The sequence below is a fragment of the Sphingomonas sp. Ant H11 genome, assembly GCF_000797515.1.
GTDB lineage: Bacteria > Pseudomonadota > Alphaproteobacteria > Sphingomonadales > Sphingomonadaceae > Sphingomonas.
This window is the reverse complement of sequence record NZ_JSBN01000102.1, coordinates 1-13,649: the sequence shown is the minus strand read 5'-3', so window position 1 is coordinate 13,649 and position 13,649 is coordinate 1. Positions and strand designations below refer to the sequence as shown.

The following is a 13,649-nucleotide window of genomic DNA, read 5'->3' as shown; positions in this document are numbered from 1 at the left end:
ACGTCACCAAACATGCCCTCCCCCCAGCCCCTCCCGCAAGCGGGAGGGGAGTTTTACGCCTTCAACTCCAGCGCCCTTGCATAGAGCGCCTTGCGGTCGAGCCCGAGTTTCTTGGCGACTTCGCTCGCCGCCTGGCCCGTCGACAGCCGCGTCAGTGCTTCGGTGAGGGCGGCATCGGCATCGTCGGCACTGGCGGCCTCGGGCGCGCCGGGCGGGGCGACGACCACGACGATCTCGCCTTTGGGAGGTGCGTCGGCATAGCGCGCGGCGAGCTGCGACAGCGTGCCGGTTACCGCTTCCTCGAAATGCTTGGTGATTTCGCGGGTTACCGCAGCCTCGCGGTCGCCCAGACCTTCGGCCAGCGCGGCCAGCAGCGCGGCCAGGCGCGGACCGGATTCGTACAGCACCAGAGTCGCGCGGATCGCGGCGACTTCAGTAATGGCGGCGGCACGTGCTTGGGCCTTGGAGGGCAGGAAGCCTAGAAACAGGAAACGGTCGGTCGGCAGCCCGGCGAGCGTCAGCGCCGCCACAGCCGCACAGGGGCCGGGAATGGTCCACACGGTATGCCCAGCCGCGCGCGCATCGCGCACAAGCTTGTAGCCGGGGTCGGAGATGAGCGGCGTGCCCGCATCGGACACCAAGGCCACCGCCTCCCTCCCCATGCGCGCGATAAGGCCGGGGCGGACTTCTTCGGCATTATGGTCGTGATAGGGAACCATTTGCCGCTTCACGCCGATATGATGCAGAAGTTTGGCCGTCACGCGGCTGTCTTCCACGGCAATTACGGCGGCATGCGTCAGGATGTGCGCGGCCCGCGGCGAAAGATCGCCGAGATTGCCGATGGGGGTGGCAACGATGTAGAGGCCGGGCGAAAGATCAGGGGTCATCAGGAGCGGTCATGGCAGAGCGGGATACGACAGGGCAACGGCCCATCGCCTTTAAACGACTTTTGCGGTTGGCGGCGATTGCGGGGGCGGTGGCGCTGGCCGGGTGCCAGACGGTCGTCCCGCGTGGCCCCGCGCAGGTAAAACGCCCCCCGGTCACCCGCCCGGTGCAGCCGCAGCAGCCCGTCGTCGAACAGGGCATCCCGACCGATACCCAACGCCACCGCGTCGCGCTGCTGGTGCCGCTCAGCGGCCCCAATGCCGGGGTCGGCCAGAGTCTCGCCAACGCCACGCAGATGGCGCTGCTCGATTCGAAGAATGAGCGCATCCGCATCACCAGCTACGACACCGCCACCGGTGCCGCGCTGGCCGCGCAAAAGGCGCTGGCGGATGGCAATCAGTTGATCCTCGGGCCGTTGCTGGCGGACGACGTGCGCGCAGTGGCACCGATTGCGCATCGCGCGGGCGTGCCGGTGGTCAGCTTTTCCAACGATGCGACCGCAGCCGGAAACGGTGCCTATCTGATGGGCTATGTGCCCGCCCAGTCGATTGGCCGGGTGGTCGATTATGCGCGCGAACAGGGCGTCACCACCTTTGGCGGATTGGTGCCCAACGGCACCTATGGGCAGCGGGCGTCGACCGCCTTCCTGCGTGCGGTCGAATCCGCCGGGGGGCAAGTTGCGTCCTTGCAGACCTATGATCGTGTCCCCGGATCGATCACCAGCGCGATTGTCCGCATGAGCAAGAGCGCACCCTATCAGGCGATCCTCATCGCCGATGGCGGCAATGCGGCGTCGGCGGCGGTGCCGGTGCTGCGCAAGAACGGTATGGGCGGCGCGCGCGTGCTCGGCACCGAATTGTGGAATTCGGAAAGTGCGATTGCGAGCAAGGCCGCGCTGGAAGGCGCGTGGTTCGCGAGCGTATCGGACGGTCTCTATCGCCAATATGCCGCGCGCTATCGGGCGCGCTTCGGCGCGGCACCGTTCCGCTTGTCGAGCCTTGGCTATGATTCAGTGTTGCTGACGATCCGCATCATGCGCGACTGGCCGATGGGCGCAGCCTTTCCGGAAGATCGCTTGAAGGATCGCGGCGGCTTTGCCGGGATCGATGGCGCGTTCCGGTTCGGTCGCGACAATGTCGCTGAACGCGCATTGGAAGTGCAGGAAATTCGCGGCGGCACCACGGTGACGATCTCGCCCGCACCCAGCGGTTTCGAGCGGTGACGATCCCAAGGGCGCAGTAACGCGCGGGATTTCGCTGCGCGGGTGAAACAATCGGGGACGCGTCGGGTTGTAGTGGGGTGATTGCTTCCGAAACCGCCGCTCCCGCCCCTCGCGCACCGCGCTGGCGCAAAATCCTGCTGGGAACGGTGCTCGCCATCTTTGGCGTGGTGACCCTGCTGGTGTTGGCGCTCGGTGCCTTTCCGGTGGGAATGATGCGGGGCCTGGTCGAAAGCCGTATCTCATCGGCCTGGGGCAGCCCCGTGCGGGTGGGCGCGGTGACGCGTGACAGCATTTTTTCTTATACGCCGGTCATCTCGGTGCGCGACGTCCATATCGCCCAGCCCGATTGGGTGGGACCGGGCGATTTCGTTCGCTTGTCGTCGGCCAGCGTGCGTGTACCGGTGTTCGCGTTGCTGTTCGGCCATTTCCAGCCCGACCGCGTGACCATCGACGGCGGGCGCATCGCGCTGGTGCGCGACGCCACCGGACGCGCCAACTGGAAGCGCGAAGGCAAGCAAGGCGATGGACAGGGCGGTCGCCCGACTCTGTCGGACCTGACGGTCACCAACACGCAACTCGTGTTGCGCGATGCCAAGCGGCAATTGGTGGTCGCCGGACCGCTTTCGGTCGATGCGAGGAACGGGTTGCGCCTCTCCGCGACGGGCACGTTCCTCGATACGCCAGTGCGGCTCGATGCGACCGGCGGACGTATCACCGGGATCGACCCTGCTGCGCCCTATCCGTTCAGCGCCACGCTCGTCTCGCCCGCGTTGCACATGAGTGCCAAGGGCCAGATGGCGGGCGTGCTCGATACTCGCCACTTTACGGCGGCCATCACCGCCCAGGCACCCACGCTCAAGAATCTCGATCGCATCATCGAGGCCGGGCTGTTTGGCACCCAGCCGATCAACCTGACCGGGGCGATCCGCCATGACGGGCATGACTGGTATGTCGACCGGATCGGCGGCAGCGTCGGGCGATCGCGCTTCGCCGGGCTGGCGACGGTCCACAAGATCGATGGCCGCACCAAGATCGATGCCAGGCTGCGTGCGTCGCAGTTCGATTTCGATGATTTGGCGGATGCGCGCGGTCATGCCGCTTCGGCCGCGCGATCGGCGGCGATCGGCCCGCGGGTGATACCACCAACGCGGATCAACCTTAGCAAGCTGGGCAAGACCGACGGTACGATTGCATTCCGCGTAGACCGTATTCTGGCGGGCAAGGGCACGGTGTTTCGCACGCTGTCGGGTACGCTGACGCTCGACCATCGTCTGTTGACGGTCAGCGACGTCGTGGCGACCCTCGCCTCCGGGCGCATGGTCGGCACGCTGAAAGTCGATCACCGGAGTGGGCGGCCCAAGCTGTCGATCGATCTTCGACTGGCCGGGCTGACGCTCGATTCGCTGATTGGAGAGCCGGATATGGTATCTGGACGCGTGCGGGGGCGCATCGTGTTGGCCGGGCAGGGCGACACGGTGCGCGAGGCGCTGTCGCGCGCCAACGGCAAGGCAGCAATGGTCGCGACCGATGGCGAGGTGCGCCGCATGGTCGCGGATGTGCTCGGCCAGAATTTGAGCGGGGCGGTGGTGCATGCGCTCGGTTCGCCGAGCCGGATGGTGCCGCTGCGCTGCCTCGTCGCGGATTTCCGTGCGACCGATGGCGTGCTCGTGCCGCGTCCGCTGGGCATCGATACCGGTAGTTCGGTGGGGCGAGGGGCGGGCCGGATCGTGATGGATGGCGAACGGATCGCCCTTACGCTGGCTGGGACGAGCAAGAGCCGCGCGCTGTTGAAGATCGCCGATCCGATCCAGATTGGCGGCACGCTGAGCAAGCCGACGGTGACCGTGGCGGGCCTGGGCACCGCCGACAAACCGAGTAACAGCAATTTGCTGAAGGTGTTCGGGCGCTCGCTCGGCCGGGCACTCGGGCTCGAAAAGACGCCACCCGCCGTCGTTATTCCACCGCCCGCCCATTTCGACTGCGAGTCGGCGGTGGCGGCTGCGCTGCGGTGAGCGCATAGAAAAAGGGCCCGGCGATCGCTCGCCGGGCCCTTGGTCATTCGCTTGCGCGGGCGATTAGGCCTGCTGCAGGTTCACGGCGCTCATCTTGCCGCGCTTGTCCTGCTCCAGCTCGTACTGGACGCGCTGGTCCTTATCGAGCGTGCCCATGCCGGCGCGCTCAACGGCCGTGATGTGCACGAACGCGTCTTCGCCGCCGCCTTCCGGCGCGATGAAGCCATAGCCCTTGTCTGCGTTGAAGAATTTTACGGTGCCGATGGTCATGATGGTCGTCCTTCTTGTTGGGTGACGCGAGAGTCGCGCCAACCCGTGCCTAGATCAGCAGTGAAAGAAGGAAGATGGGGCCGCAAAGCACCAGAGACCGTCGATTTGCGACTGTAGCAAGCACTCGCCTAGGCGCATTTGCGGGGAATAGCAAATGGCGGGTGTTTATCGTCACCCCGGGCTCGTCCCGGGGTCTACCGCTCGCCAGATCTATCGTCCGGAATTGTGCGGCACGGTGGACCCCGGGACAGGCCCGGGGTGACGGCGTAGAGGCGTGCGCATGAAAAAAAGGGCCGGGGTTTCCCCCCGGCCCTCCATTCCGTAGCAAATCGCGGAGGCTTACGCCGCCGAAACCTCGGCCACGTCGACCTTGATGCCGACGCCCATGGTCGAGCTGACCGCGACCTTGCGGACATACTTGCCCTTCGCGCCCGACGGCTTGGCCTTGACCACGGCATCGACCAGCGCGTCGAAGTTCGCGCGCAGGTCTTCTGCCGGGAACGACGCCTTGCCGATGCCCGAGTGGATGATGCCGGCCTTTTCGACGCGATATTCGATCTGGCCGCCCTTGGCTGCCTTGACCGCTTCAGCGACGTTCATGGTGACGGTGCCGAGCTTCGGGTTCGGCATCAGGCCCTTCGGACCCAGCACCTTACCGAGGCGACCGACGATGCCCATCATGTCCGGGGTCGCGATGCAGCGATCGAAATCGATCGTGCCACCCTGGATGATTTCCATCAGGTCTTCCGCACCGACCACGTCCGCACCAGCGGCGCGGGCTTCATCGGCCTTCGCACCCTTGGCGAACACGCCGACGCGCACGGTCTTGCCGGTGCCCTTGGGCAGCGTGACGACGCCGCGGACCATCTGGTCGGCGTGGCGCGGATCGACGCCGAGGTTCAGCGCGACTTCGATCGTCTCGTCGAACTTCGAGGTTGCACCGGCCTTGGCGAGCGCGATGGCTTCGTCCACGCCGTGCAGCTTCTGACGGTCGATGGTGACGGCTTTTTGCTTCTTGCTGACAAATGCCATGATCTTAGCCCTCCACCACTTCGAGGCCCATCGCGCGGGCAGAACCCTCGATGATGCGCGTTGCCGACTCGAGGTCGTTGGCGTTGAGATCCTTCATCTTCGCGGTCGCGATGTCGGCGAGCTGCGAACGCTTGATCTTTCCGGCGGACACCTTGCCCGGCTCCTTCGAGCCCGACTTCAGGTTGGCGGCCTTCTTAATCAGATACGATGCCGGCGGGGTCTTCGTTTCGAACGAGAACGAACGGTCGGCATAGACGGTGATCACGGTGGGGAGCGGCGTGCCGACTTCCTGGTCACCGGTCGAGGCGTTGAACGCCTTGCAGAATTCCATGATGTTGACGCCGCGCTGACCCAGCGCCGGGCCGATCGGGGGCGACGGGTTGGCCTTGCCGGCCGGCACCTGCAGCTTGATATAGCCTGTAATCTTTTTTGCCATGTGTACTCACTCTGTAAGGGGCGGCGAGGGGAACCCACGACGCCCGGTTCAAGTTTAGCGGTTCAAGCGGGTGCCGAGGCACCCTCCCGCATATTCCGACAGCTGTGTGCAGGAAGCTGGCGCGCATAGCGCAAACGGCAATCGGGTGCAATCGCCGTTATATCTTGCGACAATTTCGGCTCGCAAGCCCGATCCACCTGAAAACGAATCCTATATTGTAAGGTGGCGCAGTGCTGCGTCTTACGAAGGAGAGTTCGTCAATGTGTCCCGAGCAAGCCCGCCTCGACGCATTGCGGCAGCTCAATTTGCTCGACACGCCGCCGAGCGACAGCTTCGATCGGATCACGCGGATGGCAGCGATGCTTTTCGGGCTGCCGATCGCCGCAGTGTCGCTGACCGATCGCGACCGGCAATGGTTCAAGTCGCGCGTCGGGGTAGAGCACACTTTCATCCCGCGCGAGCAAGCGCCCTGCGCACAGGTCGCGGAATCCACCGGATTTGTGGTCATCTCGGATCTGCTGTCGGATCCTGCCTATAGCGACTGTCCCCTCGCACGCGACGGCATTCGCTTCTACGCCGGTGCTCCGCTTACGACGAGGAACGGTTTTGGGCTGGGCGCGCTGTGTGTCCTTGGTCACGAGCCGCGCACCGTTTCCGAGGCAGAGATGGCGGCTTTGACCGATCTTGCCGACATGGTGATGTCGCAAATCGAGCTGCAGCACGCGATCGGTCGTGTCGATCCGGTTTCGGGACTGCTCAACCGAAACCAATTGCTGGAAGATCTGGAGGATTTGGGCCGCAATACCCCGGGGGAGCGCCGCCTTCTGGCTTTGGTGGATCTGGCACCCAGCGAACAGCTCAGTCAAGGCATGAGCGTCATGGGCCCGACGTTCATCGACCAGATCGTCCAGGCAGCAGCGGAGGGCTTACGCGCGGGACTCGGTCCAGGCCGCATCGCCTATCATGTCGCAGCGACGCAGTTCGCCTTTCTTGCCTTGCCGGAGATGGAAGACGCGGCGTTTGTGGCGCGCCTGAAAATCGCATTGAACGATGCCCGCAGACGGGGGGCACACGAGCGTTCGTGTTAACCAATACGATCGGCGTCGCGCCCTTTGTCGCGGGGCAAACTCCGGGCAGCGACGTGCTGCGGATGGCTTATAGCGCGGCGCAGGACGCGCGCCTCGCCGGGGGGCAAATCAGCCTGTACTCATCGACCAGTGACGGGAAACAAGCGCGCCGTTTCAGCCTTTTGAAGGACTTTTGCGACGCCTTCGATCTGCCGGGCGAGTTGCGCCTTGTCTACCAACCGCGAATCGATTTCGCATCGGGCCAATGCTGTGGGGCGGAGGCGCTGCTACGCTGGACGCATCCGAAACTGGGCGACGTCTCGCCGAACGAGTTTATCCCGATCGTCGAGCAGACCGCGCTGATGCGGCCGGTGACCACCTGGGTCTTGGACAAAGCGCTGGAGCAACTCGCCGTGTGGCACGCGAGCGGGATTGACCTGCAATTGTCGATCAATGTGTCAGCGGCAAACCTGGATGAGACGGATTTCGTCGAGCGGGTGCAGTTATACCTGTTGAAGCACCGCGTACGGCCCGAATTTCTGGAGTTGGAAGTCACCGAAAGTGCGATGATGTGCGATCCGGTGGTTGCACTCGCCAGGCTGCGGGCGCTGGCGGACCTCGGTATCCGGATCGCGCTGGATGATTTCGGTACGGGCCATAGCAGCCTGGCCCATTTGCAACGTTTCCCGATCAGCGTCGTGAAAATCGACCGGTCCTTCGTACAATCGCTCGATCGTGAGGTGGACCAGGCCGGCATTCTGGTGCGGACCATGATCCAATTGTCGCATGGCCTTGGCCATCGCGTCGTCGCGGAGGGTGTCGAAACGCCCCGAACTGCGGAAATTCTCGATGCACTGGGATGCGACGAGGCGCAGGGCTATCATTATGCGCGCCCGCTGGAGCAACAGGATTTCGAGTGGTGGTTTCGTCAAAGGCAAGGCGCGGCGGGTAACGGATCGGCCTGCGCCGCCTGACGAAGGGCCAGGCGGCGCTACTCGTATCGCGCTAAAAGTCCGTATGCAGTCGTACGCCGATCGTCTGGGGTGTGACGGGCACGATATAGGGCCGCTGACCGCAACTGCCGCATTCCTGGAAGCGTGAGAGCTGCCCGCGGGTATCGAAGGCATTCTGGATGAAGAGTTCGAAGCTGTAGCGCTGGAACTGCACACCGGCCGCGAAATCGGCGGTGGTGAAGGCAGATAATGGCCCGAGCTGTGCGGCCGGGTTGAAGATGATGCCGCCCGGTCCAAAGGTCGCCGATCGAATGTCGGACGCGGCGGAGCCCTGGTACGACACGACCGCCTGGCCATAAGCTTTGGCTGCTCCGACCGGCACCGTGTAGCGCGCCGATCCGCTCGCCTTGAACTTGGGCGTGATCGGCAGACGGGTTCCAGCCTTTGCCGACAGGAGATTGCCCGCGCCGGTGCAGGTGAAGGTCGGATCGTCGATCAGGCAAAGATTCTTGCGCGTCTTGGCATCGGTATAGGAGCCCGAAGCGCTCACCGACAGTGCACCGACATTGAGATTGGCGATGATCTCCGCGCCGCGAATGCGCGCATTGGGCCCGTTGTGGATTTCAGTGAAGCTGTTCGCCCCCAGGAAGGAGAATTGGAACTTGTCCCAATCCTGCTGGTAGATTGCGCCGTTCAACCGCAATGCGCCGCCCAGTAGCGTCGTTTTGGCCCCCAATTCATAGTTGGTCAGGTAATCGGCGGCATAGGCTGCGACGTCGGCGCGGCGGTTGATGCCGCCCGGGCGGAACCCGCGCGAGGCGGTGCCGTAGAGCAGAACGCCCTCAACCGGTTTCCAGCTCAAATTGAAGCGATACGTCACGCCTTGCCCGGATGCCTGCACGGGCACGACACCTTCTCCGACGCGATAGACGCCAAGATTGGTGCAGGGGCCACCCGCCACCGCAGCCGGAAGCAACGTGGTCGATCCGCCCGCTGCCACCGCATCGCGCAGGCGCGTGCCGTTGGTGGTGAAGCACCCGGCGACGCCGGTGCGCGAACTGCCCGCCGCATTGTATGGCGTGGTGCTGTAGCCATTGGCCGGATCGCGACCGAAGCCGAAAAAGCCGATCAGCGAATTGTCATAGATGAAGGCGCGCCCGCCGACGGTCGCGGTCAGCCGCGGCGTGATGTCGTAGCTGGCCTCGCCGAACATCGCATAATCCTTGTCGACGCGATGCTGTTGCGTCAGCCACAGGGTGCCGGGGTGGCCGTTGACCGAGAGCGTGTCGGCCAGACCGGGCACCTGATAATCCTGATGGATGTCATTGCTCTGGCGTTGGTAAAAGGCACCGGCGACCACGCGGAACCGCTCGCTAGACGGGCTGGCGACGCGGAATTCCTGGCTCATTTTCTTGAAATGGTCGCTGCCGATCACGCGTTGACGCGGGTCGATCGTTTTGCCGGCATTGTCCTTGAAGTAGAAATACCCCGCGATGCCGCCAACCGACGCATAGAGATTGTCATAGGCCTCGGCGTAATCGGTATAGTCGCTAGACGAGAAATCCTTGCGGTCGAGATAGGCCCCGGCATAGGTCACGTCCCAATTGCCGATCTTGCCCGCGATTGTCAGCCCGGCCTGGATGAAGCGGTCGCGGCGATATTCGGGGTAGAAATGCTGCACCTGCAGGTCGCCGACCTTGGGATCATAGCCATAGGCACCGTGGCTGCGCGTATCCTGGTACATGACGGTCGGGGTGACCGTCCAATTGCTGTCGAGATCGACCTTCAGCGCCGCGCGACCGCCCGCGATTTCGGTGTCGTTATAGTCCTTTTTCACGAAGGCGTTGTTGTTGACGGTCAGGCCGTCCTTCACGCAATTGCCATTGGCATCAAAGTTGGTGCCACCGCAGAAGCGCCGCGTGCCCGGCACATTGTCGATATAGCCCGCATCGCGCTGGTAGAAACCAACGACGCGCAGCGCCATCGAGGGCGACAGCGGGATGTTGACCATCCCCTCGGCCTTGCCGCCAAAGCCGCCCTTGCTGACCTTATTGCCCTCAAGATCGGCGCGGCCATAGAAATGCGAGAGATCGGGCTGGTTGGTGATGATGCGGATCGTGCCCGCTTCGGACGAAGCGCCGTACAGCGTCCCCTGCGGCCCGGACAGGCTCTCGATTCGCGCAATGTCATAGATATGGACGTCGAGATTGCCGCCGATCGTGGTGACGGGCTGCTCATCGAGATAGACGCCGACCGAGGGGAGCGAGCCGGAATGGTTGCCATCGCCGCCCGAGGCGACGCCGCGCATATAGATGACGTTGGTGCCGGGCGTCCCGCCCAGCGCCTGGAACGACACCGAAGGCAATTGCTGCGCATATTGCGAGAAGTTCGAAATATTGAGTTCGTCGAGCTTCTTGGTGGTCAGCGCCTGGACGCTGATCGGCACATTCTGCAAGGTTTCGGAGCGTTTGGTCGCGGTGACGATAATGTCGCCGCCATCGGTCGGTGCGGTGGCCGGGGCCGGTTCGGGCGGGGCGCTCTGCGCGAACGCGGGGGCTCCGAAGGCGGTCGACGACAAGAGTGCGAGAATGGCGGCACGATACCCGAACGACGACATCAGATTCCCCCTGTATTGTTTCAACAAGGTGTTCGCGACCGCAGCATCCGTCAAGCACGGTGCCGCAGGTGTGTAACAATCTTACGCGGGCGTGGCGAAATTACAACGTTGTGACGGTGGCGGAAGGATAACGGTCGAGCACGTCGCCCAGCGCGTGTCGCAGCGGGGAAAGCCACGGCTCGAACGGCTTCCACGCTTCGGTGCCCTCGCGAAAGATCGGTTGGCGGACCTGCTCCGAACTGGCGGTGCGCACGCGCGCGCGGTTTCGTGAAAGGCGAGGCAGGCGGGCTCGAACGGCAGGCCGCAGGCGGCGAGCAAGGCGCGCACGGTTGCCTCGGTATCCTCGACCATATCCTCATACAGCACGCGGTGGACTCGGCCCGGCAGGACGGTGTCGACATGCTCCATCAGCCGCACATAATCGCGATAATAGCGGCCCATATCATCGAGCGCGTAGCTGAAGCCCTGGCCGCGCGCGAAATGCTGTTTGAAGTTGGAGAAGCAGCAGCCGAGCGGATGCCGCCGCGCATCGATGATCCGCGCGTTCGGCAAGATCAGGTGGATGAAGGGGACATGCGCCCAATTGTTGGGGAGCTTGTCGATGAAGAACGGTCGGTCGGTGCGGCGCTGGATACGGGTGCGTTGGAGATACTCTTCGCCGGTTTCGCGAAGCCGTTCGGCGGACCAGGTCGCCAGCCCCTCGGGATAGGCCGCATCCCGCCTGGCGAGCGCCGGGATATCGGGCAGTTCGCTCGTTCCCTCGACCTGGCTGTGGCTGGAGAGGATCTGCTCTATCAACGTCGATCCCGCGCGCGGCATCCCGAGGATGAAGATCGGGTCGGGCGCGGCGAAGCCCTGGCCCGCGCGTTCGGCGAAAAATCCCCTCGTGAACAGCGCAATGCTGCGGTCGACAAGGGCTTCGGTCTCGTCGGCGCTGTAGCGGATGTGCTTGCGACGGAGCGTGTTGCCCGCCGCATAATGCGCGAAGGCGCGTTCGGCGTGGCGGCGATCCTCGAACGCCTTGCCCAGCGCGAAATCGAGATGGAAGCGGTCTTCGTCGGAAATGCCGGGCTGCTCCAGCGCGGCCTGCATCGCAGCGATGTCGTCCTCGGTGAAGGTTACCGTCTTCAAATTGGCGAGGCTCCACCACGCTTCGCCCAGCGTCGGCAGCAGCGTGATCGCGCGGCGATAGGCCGCGATGCCATCGGCCTGCCGCCCGACCGTCTTGAGCATATGGCCATAGCTCATCCACACGCGCGGTTGCTCCGGCGCGTCGCCCAATACGCGCTCGTACAAGGCGATCGCTTCGTCGAACTGGCCGATGCGCCCGAAAGCGGCGGCCTGGAGATTGGCATGGCCGGGATTGTCGGGGTCTTCGGCGGCGACCACGTTGAGTTCCGCAATCGCCTCGGCAGGGCGGTTGAGCCGGTACAGCACCAACGCCAGATTGGCGCGCGCAGCGGTGAAGGCGGGGGACAGCTCGACCGCGCGGCGCAGCAGCGTTTCGGCATCGCGGTAGCGCCCGATCCGCCCGGCCAGTTCGGCCAGCATACGGATCGCCGCGACATCGAACGGATCGTCCTTCAGATGCGCTTTGAGCAAGGGCTCGGCCTCGCCCAGGCGATTGTCGTGCAGCGCCAGCGCCGCCGCGATCAGGCGCGGGGGATAGCGACCGCTCGCCGCCATCCAGTCCATGTCCGTCGCGCTTGCCGTCTGTGTCATGGGACGGTGGTAGCGCAGAGTTGCCGAAAAGGAACTATGGCGTTGGCGCGCCGGGCGTGCTGCATTCGTGACCGGGGTCCGCCCGATCCCGGGAGACATGCATGGAGTCGGCACCGCGCCCCTTTGGCTTTTGGACCGCGACCGCCCTGGTGATGGGCGGGATGATCGGATCGGGCATCTTCGTGCTGCCCGCGCAACTGGCACCCTATGGCTGGACGAGCGTCGCGGCGTGGATTGCGGGGGTAGGGGGCGCGTTGCTGATCGCCTGGGTGCTCGCGCGTCTGACCGCGGCAATGCCCGAGGCGACCGGCGTGGTGGCGATCTGCGGTGCGGGGTTGGGGCCGTTGCCGGGGGTGCTGGTCGGCTGGAGCTATTGGGTCAGCGTGTGGTCGGCCAATGCGGTGATCGCGCTGACCGCGATCCGTTATCTCGCGCAATTCGTGCCCGTGCTCGGCGCGACATCATTGGCGCAGGCGCTGTCGGCGACGGTGCTGCTGTGGTTGCTGACCTTGCTCAATCTCGGCGGCGCGCGGCTGGCCGGGGCGTTTCAGGTGGTGACGACCTTGCTCAAACTGCTGCCGCTCGCCGCGATCGTGCTGATTCTCGCGGGCGTCGCGTTGAGCGGCGGGGGCGCATTCCATGCCGAGGCGCATCCGCCCTTTGCCTGGTCGCAACTGACCCCGGCGCTGACCTTGGCCTTCTTTGCGATCGTCGGGTTCGAGGCGGCAAGCGTCGCCGCCGAGCGCGTGCGCGATCCGGCGCGCAATGTCGTGCGCGCGACGCTGTTCGGGCTGGGGCTGACGGGGCTGCTGTACATAGCGGTGTGCAGCGGGATTATCTTCGCACTGCCGACCGCCGAGGTCGCCAATGCCCAAGCGCCGTTCGCCTTGTTCGTCGAACGCTTCTGGGGACATCAGGCGGGGCTTGCCACCGCTGCCTTTGCCGCGATCGCGGCGATCGGCGCGCTGAATGGCTGGACGCTGCTGCAAGGCGAGGTGCCGCTGGGGATGGCGCGCGCCGGGCTGCTGCCGCGCTGGGTCGGGCGCACCAGCGCGCGCGACGTGCCGATCCCGATGCTGTTGCTGGCGACCACCCTGGCGAGCGTGCTGGTGCTATCCAATGCGACGCGCTCGCTCGGCGGGTTGCTCGATTTCATGCTGCGGCTGACGGCGGCGGCGGCGATCTGGCTGTATATCGGGGCGTGCCTGACCGCCTTGGTCAAGCGCATCGCGCCGGTGGCGGCGGTGGCGGGGCTGGTGTTTGCGCTCTGGGCGATGTGGGGGGCTGGGCTGGAGGCGGCGGGCTCGAGCGTTGCGCTGATGCTGACGGCGCTGCCGCTCTATTGGTTGCGGTTTGGGAGAGGTGGCGCGGGAGCCTGAGCCTTTTCGTCACCCCGGGCTTGTCCCGGGGTCTACCGGGGTTTGCGGTTTCTA

At 64.8% G+C, this 13,649-nt stretch carries 10 protein-coding genes and 1 pseudogene; 5 read left to right on the top strand and 6 right to left on the bottom strand.

What is annotated here, in order from left to right; all coding sequences use genetic code 11:
• Positions 1 to 53: 53 nt before the first annotated feature.
• Positions 54 to 887, bottom strand: a complete 834-nt coding sequence (rsmI, locus tag NW75_RS17390) for a 16S rRNA (cytidine(1402)-2'-O)-methyltransferase (RefSeq protein WP_033966444.1) — start codon at positions 885 to 887, stop codon at positions 54 to 56.
• A gap of 11 nt (positions 888 to 898) precedes the next feature.
• Between rsmI and NW75_RS17385 the strand changes: the two genes are divergently transcribed.
• Together NW75_RS17385 and NW75_RS17380 are read left to right on the top strand one after the other, a co-directional pair.
• Positions 899 to 2,107: a penicillin-binding protein activator gene (locus NW75_RS17385; RefSeq protein WP_033966442.1), complete on the top strand. Its 1,209-nt coding sequence runs from the start codon at positions 899 to 901 to the stop codon at positions 2,105 to 2,107.
• A gap of 77 nt (positions 2,108 to 2,184) precedes the next feature.
• Positions 2,185 to 4,119, top strand: a complete 1,935-nt coding sequence (locus tag NW75_RS17380) for an AsmA family protein (protein WP_052192477.1) — start codon at positions 2,185 to 2,187, stop codon at positions 4,117 to 4,119.
• A gap of 63 nt (positions 4,120 to 4,182) precedes the next feature.
• Here the strand turns inward: NW75_RS17380 and NW75_RS17375 are convergent, their stop codons facing one another.
• The 3 genes from NW75_RS17375 to rplK form a co-directional block, all read right to left on the bottom strand.
• Positions 4,183 to 4,389, bottom strand: coding sequence for a cold-shock protein (locus NW75_RS17375; protein WP_010404074.1), 207 nt, complete (start codon positions 4,387 to 4,389; stop codon positions 4,183 to 4,185).
• Positions 4,390 to 4,728: 339 nt separating this feature from the next.
• Positions 4,729 to 5,421: a 50S ribosomal protein L1 gene (gene rplA, locus NW75_RS17370; protein WP_010404067.1), complete on the bottom strand. Its 693-nt coding sequence runs from the start codon at positions 5,419 to 5,421 to the stop codon at positions 4,729 to 4,731.
• 4 nt (positions 5,422 to 5,425) lie between these two features.
• Positions 5,426 to 5,857 carry a 50S ribosomal protein L11 gene (rplK, locus tag NW75_RS17365; protein ID WP_033966441.1) on the bottom strand — a complete coding sequence of 144 codons (432 nt, stop codon included), beginning with the start codon at positions 5,855 to 5,857 and terminating at the stop codon, positions 5,426 to 5,428.
• A gap of 230 nt (positions 5,858 to 6,087) precedes the next feature.
• Between rplK and NW75_RS25355 the strand changes: the two genes are divergently transcribed.
• Together NW75_RS25355 and NW75_RS25350 are read left to right on the top strand one after the other, a co-directional pair.
• Entirely contained in the window at positions 6,088 to 6,945 is an 858-nt protein-coding gene (locus NW75_RS25355) for a GAF domain-containing protein (protein WP_197057869.1), read from the top strand.
• Positions 6,939 to 7,898 (top strand): putative bifunctional diguanylate cyclase/phosphodiesterase, encoded by a 960-nt coding sequence (locus tag NW75_RS25350; protein ID WP_197057868.1) that lies wholly within the window; start codon positions 6,939 to 6,941, stop codon positions 7,896 to 7,898. Before NW75_RS25355 ends, NW75_RS25350 begins: the two co-directional genes overlap by 7 nt.
• 31 nt (positions 7,899 to 7,929) lie before the next feature.
• Here the strand turns inward: NW75_RS25350 and NW75_RS17350 are convergent, their stop codons facing one another.
• Positions 7,930 to 10,494 (bottom strand): TonB-dependent receptor, encoded by a 2,565-nt coding sequence (locus NW75_RS17350; RefSeq protein WP_033966446.1) that lies wholly within the window; start codon positions 10,492 to 10,494, stop codon positions 7,930 to 7,932.
• A gap of 100 nt (positions 10,495 to 10,594) precedes the next feature.
• Positions 10,595 to 12,189: pseudogene (locus NW75_RS17345) on the bottom strand (sulfotransferase).
• 128 nt (positions 12,190 to 12,317) lie between these two features.
• On the opposite strand from NW75_RS17345, the gene NW75_RS17340 reads away from it, so the two are divergent.
• On the top strand, positions 12,318 to 13,595 hold the full coding sequence (locus tag NW75_RS17340; protein WP_033966435.1) for an APC family permease: 1,278 nt from the start codon (positions 12,318 to 12,320) through the stop codon (positions 13,593 to 13,595).
• Positions 13,596 to 13,649 lie beyond the last annotated feature (54 nt).